Source organism: Shinella pollutisoli (assembly GCF_024609765.1).
Taxonomy (GTDB): domain Bacteria; phylum Pseudomonadota; class Alphaproteobacteria; order Rhizobiales; family Rhizobiaceae; genus Shinella; species Shinella pollutisoli.
Genome location: NZ_JANFDG010000001.1, coordinates 1 through 15,412 on the forward strand (window position 1 = coordinate 1; position 15,412 = coordinate 15,412).

Annotated in this window: 16 protein-coding genes and 1 pseudogene; 5 read left to right on the forward strand and 12 right to left on the reverse strand. The window is 68.6% G+C overall.

The features are described from left to right. Both NNZ72_RS25575 and NNZ72_RS00005 read left to right on the forward strand, forming a co-directional pair. A pseudogene (locus NNZ72_RS25575) lies at positions 1–91 on the forward strand (IS200/IS605 family transposase); the annotation flags it as partial. A gap of 468 nt (positions 92–559) precedes the next feature. Then, a complete protein-coding gene (locus NNZ72_RS00005) occupies positions 560–1,006 on the forward strand; it encodes a hypothetical protein (protein ID WP_257310775.1) in 447 nt (148 codons plus the stop codon). A gap of 3 nt (positions 1,007–1,009) precedes the next feature. On the opposite strand, the gene NNZ72_RS00010 is transcribed toward NNZ72_RS00005, so the two are convergent. The 6 genes from NNZ72_RS00010 to hisS form a co-directional block, all read right to left on the reverse strand. Then, positions 1,010–2,227, reverse strand: a complete 1,218-nt coding sequence (locus NNZ72_RS00010) for an NAD(P)/FAD-dependent oxidoreductase (protein WP_257310777.1) — start codon at positions 2,225–2,227, stop codon at positions 1,010–1,012. 85 nt (positions 2,228–2,312) lie between these two features. Beyond that, positions 2,313–3,020, reverse strand: a complete 708-nt coding sequence (locus tag NNZ72_RS00015) for a glutathione binding-like protein (RefSeq protein WP_257310780.1) — start codon at positions 3,018–3,020, stop codon at positions 2,313–2,315. 63 nt (positions 3,021–3,083) lie between these two features. Further along, entirely contained in the window at positions 3,084–3,686 is a 603-nt protein-coding gene (locus tag NNZ72_RS00020; RefSeq protein WP_257310782.1) for a class I SAM-dependent DNA methyltransferase, read from the reverse strand. Next, positions 3,683–4,381 carry an ATP phosphoribosyltransferase gene (gene hisG / locus NNZ72_RS00025; RefSeq protein WP_257310785.1) on the reverse strand — a complete coding sequence of 233 codons (699 nt, stop codon included), beginning with the start codon at positions 4,379–4,381 and terminating at the stop codon, positions 3,683–3,685. The genes NNZ72_RS00020 and hisG overlap by 4 nt, the downstream gene beginning before the upstream one ends. After that, positions 4,378–5,511: an ATP phosphoribosyltransferase regulatory subunit gene (locus NNZ72_RS00030; RefSeq protein WP_257310788.1), complete on the reverse strand. Its 1,134-nt coding sequence runs from the start codon at positions 5,509–5,511 to the stop codon at positions 4,378–4,380. Before NNZ72_RS00030 ends, hisG begins: the two co-directional genes overlap by 4 nt. 138 nt (positions 5,512–5,649) lie before the next feature. Then, entirely contained in the window at positions 5,650–7,164 is a 1,515-nt protein-coding gene (hisS, locus tag NNZ72_RS00035) for a histidine--tRNA ligase (RefSeq protein ID WP_257310790.1), read from the reverse strand. 153 nt (positions 7,165–7,317) lie between these two features. On the opposite strand from hisS, the gene copM reads away from it, so the two are divergent. Then, complete coding sequence (copM, locus tag NNZ72_RS00040; RefSeq protein WP_257311609.1) at positions 7,318–7,677, forward strand: CopM family metallochaperone; 360 nt, start codon at positions 7,318–7,320, stop codon at positions 7,675–7,677. A 255-nt stretch (positions 7,678–7,932) separates the two neighbouring features. Here copM and NNZ72_RS00045 read toward each other — a convergent pair whose 3' ends face one another. Together NNZ72_RS00045 and NNZ72_RS00050 are read right to left on the reverse strand one after the other, a co-directional pair. Beyond that, on the reverse strand, positions 7,933–8,145 hold the full coding sequence (locus NNZ72_RS00045) for a hypothetical protein (RefSeq protein WP_257310794.1): 213 nt from the start codon (positions 8,143–8,145) through the stop codon (positions 7,933–7,935). A gap of 152 nt (positions 8,146–8,297) precedes the next feature. Beyond that, positions 8,298–8,927 (reverse strand): DNA-3-methyladenine glycosylase I, encoded by a 630-nt coding sequence (locus NNZ72_RS00050; protein WP_257310796.1) that lies wholly within the window; start codon positions 8,925–8,927, stop codon positions 8,298–8,300. 218 nt (positions 8,928–9,145) lie between these two features. Between NNZ72_RS00050 and NNZ72_RS00055 the strand changes: the two genes are divergently transcribed. Continuing rightward, the gene (locus tag NNZ72_RS00055; RefSeq protein WP_257310798.1) at positions 9,146–9,883 is read left to right on the forward strand and encodes a L,D-transpeptidase; all 738 of its coding nucleotides are present in this window, start codon (positions 9,146–9,148) and stop codon (positions 9,881–9,883) included. 112 nt (positions 9,884–9,995) lie between these two features. Beyond that, positions 9,996–10,691, forward strand: a complete 696-nt coding sequence (locus NNZ72_RS00060) for a L,D-transpeptidase (RefSeq protein ID WP_257310799.1) — start codon at positions 9,996–9,998, stop codon at positions 10,689–10,691. Positions 10,692–10,742: 51 nt separating this feature from the next. Here NNZ72_RS00060 and NNZ72_RS00065 read toward each other — a convergent pair whose 3' ends face one another. From NNZ72_RS00065 to NNZ72_RS00080, 4 genes are all read right to left on the reverse strand, one after another. Then, positions 10,743–11,180, reverse strand: coding sequence for a hypothetical protein (locus NNZ72_RS00065; protein WP_257310802.1), 438 nt, complete (start codon positions 11,178–11,180; stop codon positions 10,743–10,745). A gap of 24 nt (positions 11,181–11,204) precedes the next feature. Continuing rightward, positions 11,205–12,503, reverse strand: a complete 1,299-nt coding sequence (gene glcF / locus NNZ72_RS00070; protein ID WP_257310804.1) for a glycolate oxidase subunit GlcF — start codon at positions 12,501–12,503, stop codon at positions 11,205–11,207. 220 nt (positions 12,504–12,723) lie between these two features. Then, positions 12,724–13,926: an FAD-binding protein gene (locus NNZ72_RS00075; RefSeq protein ID WP_257310807.1), complete on the reverse strand. Its 1,203-nt coding sequence runs from the start codon at positions 13,924–13,926 to the stop codon at positions 12,724–12,726. After that, on the reverse strand, positions 13,923–15,359 hold the full coding sequence (locus tag NNZ72_RS00080) for an FAD-linked oxidase C-terminal domain-containing protein (RefSeq protein WP_257310810.1): 1,437 nt from the start codon (positions 15,357–15,359) through the stop codon (positions 13,923–13,925). The genes NNZ72_RS00075 and NNZ72_RS00080 overlap by 4 nt, the downstream gene beginning before the upstream one ends. Positions 15,360–15,412: the final 53 nt, after the last annotated feature.

Sequence of the window (15,412 nt, forward strand, 5' to 3'; positions counted from 1 at the left end):
TGATCAGCAGGTCGTCAGACGTTATATCCGTAATCAGGAAAAGGCCGACAAAGCTTCCGACTTTGCCGACCTCTTTAATCGTAGCTACTAACTTATAACAAAACCGCTTCTAGCGGTTCAAGCGCAGCGTTTCAAACCTCCACCTCTGGTGGAGGTCATGACTTTATGCACGCCGCAAAAACAGGTGAAATAATTTTCCGATTGTACAATAATTTCCAAAAAACCGTTGCTGCCGCAAAAAAAGCAACTATAAAGGCGCCGCAAGTGAACTTTAAGATTCACGTCGGGGTTCGAAGGCAGACCGGAACGGTTCGCGGCGTGGCGCCTGCGCCGAGGCGCAGTCCCTGCCTTTGCAATCTTCAAGCAATCCGCCGGCGGAACCAGGCGGCCTTCAGCAGTCACAGCGGTTATGCGTCCGATCCCCAAAGGGGCCGGGCGCAGTTCAGTATATCGGGCAGATTCCGGCGGATACCCGCCGGCACGCTTTCGGAATGCGCGCCGACGGAACCGTTCGGGGCCGGCCGGAAACGTTCAAGAGAGATGGGGCCTGGGGACACAGGTGTTCAAGATTACCAAGACTGATCTTTCCTCGCCGTTCCTGCCGGGGTCGATGGAGTTCGGCGCCTCGGACAACGAGATGCTGACGCAATACTGCGTGACGGAACGCTGGAGCGGCGACCTTTCCAACGGTCTCTTCACGCTCGGCGAGAAGGCCACGCTCGCCCACGGCCTGCAGCAGCGCACCTGCGGCCTCCTGAGCCTGATCCGCTGTTACGAGCCGCGGGACCGTCCCTTCCTGCTCGAACTGTTCGAGCAGGCGGCCTCCTCCTCCTCGTCCTTCTGCTTCTCCACGACGATCCATACAGAAGGCACGCCGGGCCAGCCGGTGTTCTGCATCGGTGAATCGACGGGCCTCGAGGACCGCTATGCGGGATCGATCATCGGCGTCTTCATCATGCCGCGCTTCCAGGTCGATCTCGAGGGCCGGCGTTTCCAGCGGCAGTAGCCCCTACAGCGCCAGCGCCTTCAGGTCCGACTGCGGATCCTCGATTACCGCGCGGTCGGGCGTGCGGCCCATCTCGATCAACTTCTTGCCGACCACATAGGCCTTGGCGTCGTTGACCGCGTCGACGGCGATGAGACGGCCCTCGCGGAAATACCACACGGAGACGCTGCCATCGCGCTGGCCGGGACGCACGACCGTCTCGTCGAAGCCCTGGCAGAAGCCGGCGATCTGCAGCTTGACGTCGTACTGGTCGGACCAGAACCACGGTTTCGGCACATAGGGCGCATCGCCGCCGGCGATGACGGTGGCGGCCGCCTCCGCCTGGTCGACGGCGTTCTGCACCGATTCCAGCCGCACGCGCCGGCCCTCGAAGGGCAGGACCGTGCAGTCGCCGATCGCGAAGATCGAGGGATCGGAGGTGCGCGCGCGATCGTCGACGACGATGCCGCCGGCGACCTCCAGCCCCGCCTCGCGGGCGAGCCTGTCGTTCGCCGCGACGCCGATGCCGACGATCACGAGGTCGACCGGCAGCACGAAGCCGTCGGACAGTTCCGCGCCCGTTACCCGGCCGTTCTCGCCGATCAGCCGCACGAGGCCGGTCTTCTCGCGGATGTCGACGCCGCGCGCGCTGTGGATCGCCTTCAGGATGGTCGCGGTCGCCGGCGAGGCGACGCGGGCGAGGATGCGCTCGGCCATCTCGATGACGGTGACGTGCAGCCCTCGCCCGCGGGCGACCGCCGCCGCCTCCAGCCCGATATAGCCGCCGCCGACGACCAGCGCGCGCCGGCCCTCCTGCATCTCGATGCCGAGCCGGTCGGCGTCGCGGTAGTCGCGCACGGTGAAGACGCCGTCAAGGTCGCCGCCGATCTCGGCCGGCAGGCGCCGGGGCGCCGCGCCGGTGGCGAGCGCCAGGTATTCGTAGGCGAGCGTCGAACCGTCGCCGAGCGTCACGGTCTTCTCCGCCCGGTCGATGGCGACGATCTCCGTCGACAGGCGCATCTCCACGTCGTTTTCCGGGTACCAGTTCTCCGGGCGGAACATCAGCCGGTCGAGATCGGCCTCGCCGAGCAGGTATTTCTTGGAGAGCGGCGGGCGCTGGTAGGGATGGCTCGCCTCGGCGGAGACGATGGTGATCGGCCGCATGTCCTTCAGCGCGCGCAGTTTGGCGACAAGGGCGAATGCGGCCTGGCCGCCGCCCGCAACAACCAGTCTTCCGGTCACGAATGGCTCCCTGTTTTCACGAGAGGTAGCGCGGCGGCGATGCCTGCGTCAACGCGCGCCGGCGTCGCCCGGTTCTTCGTTTGCGTCAGGGATCGGCGGGGACGGCAAGGCCCTTCACCGCCGCCGGACGGGCGAGGCAGCGCTCCAGCCAGGCCATGACGGCGGGGAAATCCTTGTAGCCGAGCGCCTCGCGCCCGCCGTAGAAGACGTCGGCGCCGCGCACCCAGGGATAGGTGGTGATGTCGGCGATGGTGTGCTCCTCGCCCATGATCCATTCGCGGTCCTTCAGGCGGCCCTCCAGCACCGAGAGCAGGCGCCGCGCCTCGTCGCGGTAGCGCTCCACCGGATAGGGATTGTCGGCGACCTTGTCGGCGGCGAACTTGTGGAAATGGCCGAACTGGCCGAACATCGGGCCGATGCCGCCCATCTGGAACATCACCCAGGCGATCGTCTCGTAGCGGGCGGCCGGGTCGGCGGGGATGAGGCGGCCGGTCTTCTCGGCGAGGTAGAGGAGGATCGCGCCCGACTCGAACAGGCCGATCGGCCTGCCGCCCGGGCCGTCGGGATCGATGATCGCCGGAATGCGGCCGTTCGGGTTGAGCGAGACGAATTCCGGCGACTTCTGCTCGTTGGCGCCGAAATCGACGCGGTGGACCTCGTAGGGCAGGCCCAGTTCCTCGAGCGCGATCGCCACCTTCACGCCGTTCGGCGTCGCCAGCGAATAGAGCTGGATCACGTCGGGGTTCTTCGCGGGCCATTTCTTGGTGATGGGGAAGGCGGAAAGGTCGGACAAGGCGGGCTCCTTCTGTCGTCGCTTCCGCATATAGGCGCGGGAAGCGACCGCCGCAAGCGACGATCAGCCGGCCTTTCGGGCGAGCCAGACGGTCGCGCCGCCACAGTCCGGGTCCTCCGCCACGTGGTCGACGACGGCAAAGCCGTTCTCCGCGAGAAGCGCGCGGTACTCCGCGGCGTCGAGGCTCGCATGATAGAGCGGCTCGCCCTCGAAGCGGCCGACGGCGACGCCGTGCGACGGGCCGGAGGTGAACATCAGCATCGCGCCCGCGTCCGCCAGCGCCGCGAAGCGCGGGAACATCGCCCGCTGGTCGTCATGCGCGAGATGGAAGAAGCTGTGCCACGCGAGGATACCGGCGAAGGTTTCTTCGGCCGCGAAGCGGCGCATGTCGGCGACGTGCCAGGTCGCCTGCGGATGGCGCGCCCGGCAGAGGCCGATCAGCGTTCCGGAGGTGTCGACGCCGGTGACGCGCAAGCCGCGCGCGATGAGGTCGGCGGCCAGGGGCTCGCCGGAGCCGCAGCCGAGATCGAGGACGGGGGCGCCCGGAGCGAGCGGCGCGGCGAAGCGGTCGAGCCAGGGCCTTTCGACGAGGGTGCGGCCGCGGAGCCGATCGAAGGCGGCGGCATGGCGTTCGTAGAGGCCGGCGATGCGCTCCGCCTCGCTCACCTCAACGTGTCCCGCACGCGCCCGACGATATCGGTGACGACCGGGTCGCCGGCATGCGCTTCCTTGCGGGCGCGCACGAGGCAGGCCTCGGATTTCAGGATCACGCCGTCGGTGAGGATCTTCAGGTGGTTGGCCGTCAGCGTCGCCCCCGTCGAGGTGATGTCGACGATGATGTCGGCGGAGCCGGAGGCGGGCGCGCCCTCGGTGGCGCCGAGGCTCTCGACGATGCGGTAGAGCTGGATGCCATGGTTGCCGGAGAAGAACTGCTGCGTCAGCCGCCAGTATTTCGTGGCGATGGTGAGCCGACGGCCGTGGCGGGCGCGGAAATCGGCGGCGACGTCGCCGAGATCGGCCATGGTGTCGACGTCGAGCCAGATCTCCGGCACGGCGACGACGACGTCGGCATGGCCGAAGCCGAGCCGGGCGCAGAACTCCACCCGCGCATCCGCCTCCGCGAGCCCCTCGCGCACGAGATCCTCGCCGGTGACGCCGAAATCGATCGTGCCGTTGCCGATCTCGCGGGAGATCTCCGAGGCCGAGAGGAAGGCGATCTCGATGTCGTCGCGCCCCTCGACGCGGCCGCGATAGGAGCGGTCGTTGCCGACGGCGACGACGGGAAGGCCGGCGCGGGCGAGGATCGCCGAGGCGTCCTCCTTCATGCGCCCCTTCGAGGGCAGGCCGATGGTGATCGTCATGCCGCACCTCGCTCAGCCGCCGCGATACGGTCGAGCCAGAGCGCGAAGCCGACGGCAGGGATGCGGTCCGTAGCACCGAGCAGCGTCAGCAGCCGGTCGAAGCGGCCGCCGCCGGCGAGCACCGCCGGGTCGCCCTTCGGCGTCACCTCGAAGACGAGGCCGGTATAGTAGTCGAGCGGGCGACCGAAGGCGGCGCGGTAGGTGATCGCCGCCGCGTCGACGCCCGCGTCCGAGAGCGCCGCGACGCGGGCATCGAAACGGGCGAGCGCGTCGTCGAGCGCCAGCCCCGCCTTGCCGGCGAAGGCGGCGAGGGCCGCCGGCGCCTCGGCGAGCGTCAGCTCCAGCGACAGGAAGCCGGTGAGCAGCGACAGCGTGCGGGCATCGAGGCGGGTGCTGGCGAGCTCGATCTTCTCGCGCAGGCGCCTTGCGATCTCGACCGGGCTGCGGCTCGCATTGGTGGAATAGCCGGTCGCCTCCATCGTCGCGTCGATATGGGCGGCAAGGGCCGCCTCGTCGTCGAGCTTGCCGAGGATGGCGAGGCGCTCGACCTCCGGGCCGAAGACGCCGGAAGGCTCCGGCGAGGAGAGATCGGCGATCAGCCGGGAGAGCCGCTCCTGGTTGCCGAAGGCGTGCACCAGCCGCTTCTGCCAGCCGGCCGGCAGGCCGCAGGCTGCCACCACCGCCTCGAACACCGACTGGTCGCCGAGGGTGACGGCGAGCGGCACGCCCGGCAGGCGGTTGGCAAGGACGTGCAGCGCGTCATGGACGGCGCGGGCGTCGGCGCGGGCGGCGTCGGGCTCGCCCAGGTCCTCGATGCCGGCCTGGTAGAACTCGTTCGCGCCCTCGCGGCGCTGGCGGAAGACCTCCCCGAGATAGGCATAGCGCTTCGGCGTGCCGGTCGCCGTCTCGATGTGGCGCAGGCACACGGGGATGGTGAATTCCGGGCGCAGGCAGAGGCTCTTGCCCGTCTCGCTCTCCGTCATGAAGATGCGGCGGCGCAGGTCCTCGCCCGCCATGTCGAGAAACGGCTCCGCCGGCTGGATCACCGGCGTGTCGACGCGCTCGGTGCCGAGCGATTCGAGATCGGCGACGAGATCGGCGGCGAAGGGCGGCAGGTTGGTCAGGGGCATGGGGAGATAGCCCCCTCATCCGCCTGCCGGCACCTTCTCCCCGACGGGGAGAAGGGGAAAACGAGAGGTCGGCGATCATCTCCTTCTCCCCGTCGGGGAGAAGGTGGCCGAAGGCCGGATGAGGGGGCCAGCGATGCGTCAGGCATTGCGCGCCCGGTCTTCCGCCTGCGCGGCGAGCATCTCGCGCACCTTCGCCACGAGGTCGGCCTCGGGCACGGAGACCTGCGCCACGCGGGCCTCGCGCCAGGCGGCGTTGTCCTCGATCTCGCCGGAGAGCCGCTTGCCCTCGATCAGGTCCTTGACCTGGACGATGCCCTCGGCGCGCTCGTTGCCGCCCTGGATGACGGCGAGCGGGGCGCCGCGGCGGTCGGCATATTTGAGCTGGTTGCCGAAGTTCTTCGGATTGCCCTGGTACATCTCAGCGCGGATGCCGGCGTTGCGCAGCTCCTGCGTGAAGCGCTGGTAGCGGCCGAGGCTGTCGATGTCGCGGTCCATGACGCAGACGACCACCGGCGCGAGCACCTCGTCCTGCCCGAGCTTGCCGAGGTTCTTCAGCGCCGTCATCAGCCGCGAGACGCCGATGGAGAAGCCCGTCGCCGGCACCGGCTGGCCCATGAAGCGGGAGACGAGCCCGTCATAGCGCCCGCCGCCGCCGACCGAACCGAAGACGACCTTCTCGCCCTTCTCGTTGGTGACGGCGAACTGCAGCTCGGCCTCGAAGACCGGGCCGGTGTAATATTCGAGGCCGCGGACCACGGAGGGGTCGATCTTGATGCGGTCCGGTCCGTAGCCGGCCGAGGCGACGAGATGGCCGATCTGGTTCAGCTCCTCCACGCCCTCGCCGCCGCGGGCGCTGCCGGAAACGAGCGCGGCGAGATCGGCCGCGCTTGCGGCATAATCCTTGATGCCGACGAAGAAGAGCACCTTGTCGATCTGCTCTTCGAAGAGGCCGGCGCCCTTGGTGAAGTCGCCGCTTTCGTCCTTGCGGCCCGGCCCGAGCAGCAGGCGCACGCCGTCGGGACCGAACTTGTCGAGCTTGTCGATGGCGCGCAGCACGGTCAGGCGCGCATTGGCGTTCGCCTCGCCGGCAAGGCCGATCGCCTCCATCACGCCGTCGAGGACCTTGCGGTTGTTGACGCGGATGACGTAGTCGCCGCGGGCGATGCCGAGCGCTTCCATCGTGTCGGCCATCATCATGCACATCTCGGCGTCCGCCTGCACGCCGGCGGCGCCGACCGTGTCGGCGTCGAACTGCATGAACTGGCGGAAGCGGCCGGGGCCGGGCTTCTCGTTGCGGAAGACGTAGCCGGCGCGATAGGTGCGGTAGGGAAGCTGGATCTCGTTGAAACGCTCCGCGACGTGGCGGGCGAGCGGGGCCGTCAGGTCGTAGCGCAGGCTCATCCACTGCTCGTCGTCGTCCTGCAGCGAGAAGACGCCCTCGTTCGGCCGGTCGGCATCGGGCAGGAATTTTCCGAGCGCGTCGGTATATTCGAACAGCGGCGTCTCGACCGGGTCGAAGCCGTAGCGCTCGTAGACCTCGCGGATCTTCGCCGTCATCTCGGCGACGGCGCGGATGTCGGCGGCGTCGCGGTCGACGAAGCCGCGCGGCAGGCGGGCCTTCAGCTTCTGCGGTTTCTTCTGTTTCTCGCTCATCGGATGCCCGAAAGTCCTGTATGTCCGTTGGGGGTTTCCCTAGCGGATTGGGGGGCGGGCGGCAAGGCGCGCCGAAATGCCTCCTTCCAATTTTCCGCCCGGCCGCTATCCCTTTTGCCGGAACGGCCTTTTCAGGATTGGAGCAAGACGATGATGAACAGAAAGACGCTTCTCGCCGCGCTGGCGGCCCTCGCCCTCGCCGTCCCGGCCCTTGCCGAGGATGCCCACCAGGGCCACGGCGCAGCCGCGGGCGCGGAAAGCCCGTCGAGCACGGCCTTCGCCGAGGCCAACGCCCGCATGCACGAGGGCATGGCCATCGACTACACGGGCGATGCCGACGTCGACTTCGTGCGCGGCATGATCGCCCACCACCAGGGCGCGATCGACATGGCGCGCGTCGAGCTCGAATTCGGCAAGGACCCGGCGCTGCGCAAGCTCGCCGAGGAGATCATCGCCGCGCAGGAGGGCGAGATCCGGATGATGCGGGAGTGGCTGGAGAAGAACGGCCGGTAGGGAGCCGCACGCGCGACATGCCCCGTCCTCCCCGCTGGCCCGCCGGCAGGGCCATCGCCTCCAGCTTTGCCCCTCGCCCCGCAAGCGCGGAGAGGGGCCTGCCCTGCGAACGGTCATCGGCCGGGGAAACCGGTGCGGCAAATCTCCTTCTCCCCGCCTGCGGGGAGAAGGCGGCCGGCAGGCCGGATGAGGGGCAGCCGGCATATCGGCACCCTCCCCGCCAGGAGAGCCAACGCCAACGCCAGGAGCCTGCCGCTACTCGCCCGCGTGCCGCGGCCGCGAGGCGTCCATCAGCGAGGCGGCGATGGCGCGGGCCATCATCAGGCTCGTCTCGCGGATTTCGGTATTGGTGCCGTTTCGGGCGGAGCGGATGAGGCGGAACCCCTCCCGCAGCATGATCTCCTGAGCCTTGTCGCAGGCCCACTCCTCTATGCGGACATTGTCGCGCACCGACGTCTCTGGCGCCATGATCCCCTCGTGCCAAATCATTCAGCATCAAGCGGCATGCCGCGAGAAACGCACGCACCCAACCGAAAACTTCAATGTCTGAAACCGCCGCTTGAGCCTACGTTACATGATTCGTTGCAAATTCAAACATTTATTTATGACGAATGCATAAATCACGGACGCGCGAAGGCCGCCCGCTCCCGCTCCACCTCCTCGCGGCAGAAGCAGCCCTCGACATGGTCGTTGACGAGGCCCATGGCCTGCATGAAGGCGTAGACGGTCGTCGGGCCGACGAAGGTCCAGCCGCGCTTCTTCAGGTCCTTCGACAGGCGCACGGAGACGGGCGTCGTCGGGTTGGCGACGAGCGTGTCCCAGTCGACGCGGGCGGGGCGGTCCTCCGGGCCGGGCTCGTAGCGCCAGAAATAGCGGGCGAGCGAGCCGAACTCGTCGCGCAGCTCGCAGGCGCGGCGCGCGTTGTTAATGGTCGAGACGATCTTGCCGCGATGGCGGACGATGCCGGGATCGGCGAGGCAGCGGGCGACGTCCTCCTCGCCGAAGGCGGCGACGCGGTCGAAGTCGAAGCCGGCGAAGGCGGCGCGGAAACCCTCGCGCTTGCGCAGGATGGTGAGCCAGGAGAGGCCCGACTGGAAGCCTTCCAGGCAGATCTTCTCGAACAGGCGGCGGTCGTCCGTCACCGGCCGGCCCCATTCGGCGTCGTGGTAGCGGCGGTAGTCGTCGAGATTGCCGTGCCAGGCGCAGCGGTCGCGCCCGTCCTCGCCTGCGAGAAGTCCCCTCTCGGTCATATGCGTCTCCGTTTCCCTTTTGTTCTCATTTACCATATATCAACCAGCTTTGGAAAGCCGGCAATAACCCTACCCGTTACTTTATCGGCGCCGGACAAGTTTCATGAACGGGCGTTTACCTTTCGCTTGGCCGCGCGGTGCAAGCATTTCCGCGAACCTGCGCCGTTCCCTTCGTTCCCGCGGCGCGATCCGGCGACGATCAGTAGCGAGTACGTCCGATGTCGATACGATTTCTCCTGGCCACGAGCCTCCTTCTTGCCTCCACCGCGGCTGGGGCCAACGACCGGTACATGAACCGGCCGCCGATCATCATCAGCCCCGATCTCTCCGCGCCCTGGGTGATGCAGCTCACCGGCGAGGGCGTGCGGCCGGCCGTCACGACGCGGCGCATCGTCGAGCGGCAGCGCGTTGAGCAGCGCCGCGTCCTGAAACGCGACGGCGCCGCGCGCATCGAGCGCGTCGCCGCCGTCCGGGCGGAAAGGCCGGTGCGCTCGAAGATCGACCCGATGTACCTGCCGCAGATCGTCTCCTACGAGAGCGGGTACAAGCCGGGCACCATCGTCATCGACACCAACAACCGCTTCCTCTACCTGGTGATGGCGGACGGCAAGGCGCGGCGCTACGGCGTCGGCGTCGGCAAGCCGGGCTTCGAATGGGCCGGCACGCACAAGATCACCCGCAAGGCCGAGTGGCCGGACTGGGTGCCGCCGAAGGAGATGATCGCGCGCGAGGCGGCCAAGGGCCACTACCTGCCCGCCCGCATGGAAGGCGGGCCGGACAACCCGCTCGGCTCGCGCGCCATGTATCTCGGCTCGACGCTCTACCGCATCCACGGCACCAATGCGCCCTGGACGATCGGCTATGCGGTCTCCTCCGGCTGCATCCGCATGCGCAACGAGGACGTCGTCGACCTCTACGAGCGCGTGAACGTCGGCACGAAAGTCATCGTCATCTAGGCACGGGCCGAACAAATCCGCCTTCACGATCGTCTTACCCTGGGCAGCCGGTCTTGCAATCGGTCAAGACTCGGCTAGCCTTCGCGTATCGAGAGTGAGAGAGGGGAACAGCATGCGGACATACGCATCGATCCTGCTGGCTGCGGCGGTCGCCGTCACGACGGCCCTGCCCGCGACCTCGGCGAGCGCCTTTCCCGGCGTGACGCAGGGCATGGGCACGACGTCCGACGTGACGCTCGTCGCCACGCAGTCGAAGAAGCAGGTTGCGGCGAAGTACAAGCGCCAGAAGGTCCGCCTCGTCACCGACGAGGCGCCGGGCACCATCATCGTCGATACGAACAACAAGTTCCTCTACTATGTCGAGAGCAAGAACCGGGCGACGCGCTACGGCATCGGCGTCGGCCGCGAGGGCTTCGGCTGGTCCGGCGTGGTGAAGGTCGGGCGCAAGGAGGAATGGCCGGGCTGGACGCCGCCCGCCGAGATGCGCCGCCGCGAGGCGAAGAAGGGCCGCATCCTGCCCGCCTACCAGCCCGGCGGCGAGGACAATCCGCTCGGCGCCCGCGCGCTCTACCTCTTCAAGGGCGGCCGCGACACGATCTTCCGCATCCACGGCACGAACCAGCCCTGGACGATCGGCCAGAACATGTCGTCCGGCTGCATCCGCATGATGAACAAGGACGTGGAGCACCTCTATGCCCGCGCCGGCATCGGCACCAAGGTCATCGTCGTCGGCCCCGGCAACAAGCACGGCAAGGTGAGCTTCGACGACCGCGGCATGGACTTCTTCGGCTCGCTGTTCGGCGGCTGAGCCTGCGCCAGGAAGACAGACGATGCCGGCCCCGCGCCGGCATCGTCGTCTTCAGCCGACCGAGCAGGTGACCCTGCCCGTCCGGCGCAGCGGCTCGCCGTCGCCGTCCGCACGGTAGAGGATCAGCGTGTAGTCGCCGGCATAGGCCGTCTCGTCCTCCGTCGCCTTCGTCATCACCACCAGGTCGGCGGAAGCGAAGGGCAGGTCGCCGCCGGTCTCGGCATGGACGAGCAGGCGCAGCTCGCCGTCGTAGAGCCAGTCATGCGCGAGGTGGGAGGGTTCGAGCGCGACATTTTCCAGCCCCTGCGGCGCGAGGCCGGCGGGCAGCGCCAGCTCGCCGCGGAAGTTCAGGAGGCCGCCGCCGATCGAGTAGCTGAAGCCGGCCTCGGCGGTGAAGGCGAGGTTCCCGTCCTTCGCCGTGCAGCCGAAGCCGTCGGTGGCGTAGGCCGGCGAGGCGACGAGGGCGAGGCAGAGCGGCAGGATGCGCATGGGAGGCTCCGTTGCGGGGTGGCCTCAGGAAAGCATGTCCGGCTTCCTTCCGCCATAGGCCCAGTCGAGGAGCTCCACCGTGTGCAGGATCGGGATGTCCGTGCCGGTGGCGATCTGCGTGATGCAGCCGATGTTGCCGGTGGCGATCACGTCCGGCTTCGTCGCGGCGATGTTCTTCACCTTGCGCGCCTTGAGCTTCCGGGAAATCTCCGGCTGCATGATGTTGTAGGTGCCGGCGGAGCCGCAACAGAGGTGGCCTTCCGCCGGATCGCGCACGGTGAAGCCCGCCTTCTTCAGCAGGATCTTCGGCGCCATGGTGATCTTCTGGCCATGCTGCATCGAGCAGGCGGAGTGATAGGCGACCGTCATCCCCCTCGCCGCCTGCTGCGGCAGGTCGAGCGTCGACAGGAATTCCGTCACGTCCTTCGCCAGCGCCGAGACCCGCGCGGCCTTCTCCGCATAGGCCGGGTCGAGGCGCAGCATGAAGCCGTAGTCCTTGATCGTCGTGCCGCAGCCGGACGCCGTGACGATGATGGCGTCGAGGCCGCCCGCCTCGATCTCCCGGAGCCAGACGTCGACATTTTTTCGCGCGGCCTCCAGCGCCTCACCCTCGCGGCCCATGTGATGGACCAGCGAGCCGCAGCAGACCTCGCCCGCCGGCGCCACCACCTCGACGCCGAGGCGGGTGAGCAGGCGGATCGTCGCCTCGTTGATCTCCGGCTTCAGCACCGGCTGGGCGCAGCCGGTGAGGATGGCGACGCGCGCCCTGCGGGGACCGGCCGCCGGATGGGTGCCCGGCCGTGCAGCCGGCGACGGCGCCGGCAGGCGGCTGGGTGCGAGATCGAGCATGGCGGCGAAGGGTTCGAGCGGCTTCACCCGCCTGAGGAGGCCCGCGAAGGGCCGGCCGAGGCTTGCCGCCCTAAGCGCCAGGCGGAAGCGGCGCGGATAAGGCAGCACGGCGGCGAGCAGGTTCCGCGTCATCCGGTTCCAGAACGGGCGGCGATAGGTCTCCTCGATATGGGCGCGGGCATGGTCGACGAGGTGCATGTAGTCGACGCCGGAGGGACAGGTCGTCATGCAGGCGAGGCAGGAGAGGCAGCGGTCGATATGGGTGACGACCTGCTCGTCGGCGGGCCGGCCGTTCTCCAGCATGTCCTTGATGAGGTAGATGCGGCCGCGCGGGCTGTCGAGCTCGTTGCCGAGCGTGACGTAGGTCGGGCAGGTCGCGGTGCAGAAGCCGCAATGCACGCATTTGCGGAGGATTTTTTCGGACGTCGCGACATGGGGGTCGGCGAGTTGTTCGGGGGTGAAGTTGGTCTGCATCAGCGGGCATCCCTGTTGCGGACTGGGACGGCGCGAGCGGCACCCCCCTCTGCCCTGCCGGGCATCTCCCCCTCAGGGGGGGAGATTGGATGAAGCGCCCTCCCGCCCCTCTTGGACGGTGCAATTCGAGCGAGGGTTTCACGTCTTGCCGATCTCCCCCCTTGAGGGGGAGATGCCCGGCAGGGCAGAGGGGGGCAACTGCTGGCTTCAAACATCGACATCACCCCACCATCCGCGACACGAAGACCCCCGAAGGGTCGAAGCTCGCCTTCACCTGCGCGCTCAGCGCCGCGACCGCCTCGGCCTGCGGCTCGAAGACCGGCGTCGCGGCCAGCACCTCCGGCCGTGCCCGGACGAGCGTCGCATGGCCGCCGCCGAGCGCCTTGACGTAGCGGCGCAGGAGGGCTGCCTCGGGATCGGCCTCCATGCGCAGCCAGAGGAGGCCGCCCTGCCAGTCGTAGAAGGCGTCGACGCCGGTTTCGAGGCGCAGTGCCGCGACGAGCTGGTGGCCCATGGTCGGGGCGACGGAGACGCGCCAGAGCGGCCGCGCCGTGCCGTCGGCATAGGGAGCAGCGTCGCGGATCTCGCGCCAGAGCGCTTTCGTCGTCTCCGCGTCGAGGACGGAGACCGGGCCGAAGGCGGCGAGTTCCGCGGCGAGCTTCTCCTGCCGCACGGCGACGGAGGCGGCGAGCCCTTCGAGGCGCAGCACCGTCGCGGCCCCCTCGCCCGGCAGCGCGCCGCCGGCGAAGCGACCGCGCACGCTCTCGGGCAGGTGCGCCGCCCCCGACACCTCGACCGGCAGCGCCATCGCCGTCGCCATGGCGGCGGCGGCCTCGGCGTCGTTGAGGCCTGAGACGACGACGGTGGCAGCGGTCTCCGGCACCGGCAGGACGCGGAAGGTGACTTCGGTGACGAGCGCCAGCGAGCCGTGCGAGCCGGCGAGCACCTTGGCGAGGTCGAGGCCGGTGACGTTCTTCATCACCCGGCCGCCGGCCTTGACGATCTCGCCGCAGCCGTTGACGAAGCGCACGCCGAGCAGGCTGTCGCGCGCCGCCCCCGCCACGAAGCGGCGCGGGCCGGAGGCGTTGGTTGCGAAGACGCCGCCGATGGTGGAGGCGCCCTCAGCGCCGGTCAGCGCCTTGAGGTCGGTGGGCTCGAAGGCGAGCATCTGCCGCTTTTCGGCGAGCGCCGCCTCGATCTCGGCAAGCGGCGTGCCGGACCGCGCCGTCATCGTCATCTCGGCCGGATTGTAGGCGGTGATGCCGGCGAGCGCGCGGGTGGAGAGCGCCTCCGTCCCTTCGGGCGGAGAGAAGAGGCTGCGCGTGCCGCCGCCGCGGATGACGAAGCGGGCGGAGGATAGGCTCGCGACCTGGACAAGGCGGGCGGCGGCCTCCTCGGAGAGCGGTTCGTGGACGGCGGTCATGCGGCGGGGCGCCCTTCGAGCGGAAAGACCTTGGACGGGTTGAGCAGCCATTGCGGATCGAAGGCGGCGCGCACGGCCATCTGCTGGGCGAGGTCGACCTCGGCATATTGATGGCGCATCAGGTCGCGCTTCTCGACGCCGACGCCGTGCTCGCCGGTAAGGCAGCCGCCGGCGTCGACGCAGAGCTTGAGGATATCGTTGCCGGCGGCTTCCGCGCGGGCGGCGTCCTCCGGGTCGTTGGCGTTGAAGAGGATGAGCGGATGCATGTTGCCGTCGCCGGCGTGGAAGACGTTGGCGACGCGCAGGCCGTATTTCGCGACGATCTCCGCCGTGCCGCGCAGCACATGCGACAGCTGGCCGAGTGGCACCGTGCCGTCCATGCAGATATAGTCGGCGATGCGGCCGGTGGCGCCGAAGGCGGACTTGCGGCCCTTCCAGATCAGCGCCGCCTCCGTCGCCGACTGGCTTTCCTTGACGACCCTGACGCCGTGGCGGCCGGCGATCTCGATGATCTTTCCGAGCATCGCGTCCATCTCGGCATCCGAACCCTCGACCTCGACGATCAAGAGCGCCTCGACGTCCATCGGATAGCCGGCCTGGGCAAAGGCCTCGCAGATCTCGATCGCCGGCTTGTCCATGAACTCGATGGCGACCGGGATGATGCCGGCGCCAATGACGTCGGCGACGCAGGCGCCCGCGTCCTCCGACGAGTCGAAGCCGAAGAGCACGGGGCGCGCGCCCTCGGGCCTGGCGATGAGGCGCACCGTCGCCTCGGTGACGACGCCGAGCTGGCCCTCGCCGCCGCAGACGAGGCCGAGGAGATCGAGCCCGCCGGCATCGAGGGCCTTGCCGCCGAGCTCCACCACCGTGCCGTCGATCAGAACCAGCTTGACGCCGAGCAGGTTGTTGGTCGTCACGCCGTATTTCAGGCAATGGGCGCCGCCGGAATTCATGCCGATATTGCCGCCGATCGTGCAGGCGAGCTGCGAGCTCGGGTCGGGCGCATAGAAATAGCCGTCGGCGGAGACGGCATCCGAAATGGAGAGATTGGTGACGCCCGCCTGCACCGTCGCCGTGCGGTTGGCATAGTCGACCTCCAGGATGCGCGACATCTTCGAGAGGCCGAGCACCACCGCATCCTCCTGCGGGATCGCCCCGCCGGCAAGCGAGGTGCCCGCGCCGCGCGGCACGACGGGCACGCCGTAGCGATGACAGTATTTCAGCACGGCGGCGACCTCAGCCGTCGTCTCCGGCAGGGCGACGGCGAGCGGCAGGCGGCGATAGGAGACGAAGGCATCCGTCTCGAAGGGCACGAGCTCGCGCTCCTCATGGACGAGACAGCCGGGCGGCATGAGGTCGAGAAGGTCGGCGACGATCTCGCGGCGGCGCGCGAGGACCGCCGGACGCGGCGCCAGGAAACCGATCTGATCCATCGTGCGGGCCCTCCTGCCTGACTGGTCTTTTTTCTTTACCACTTCCGCAAAAG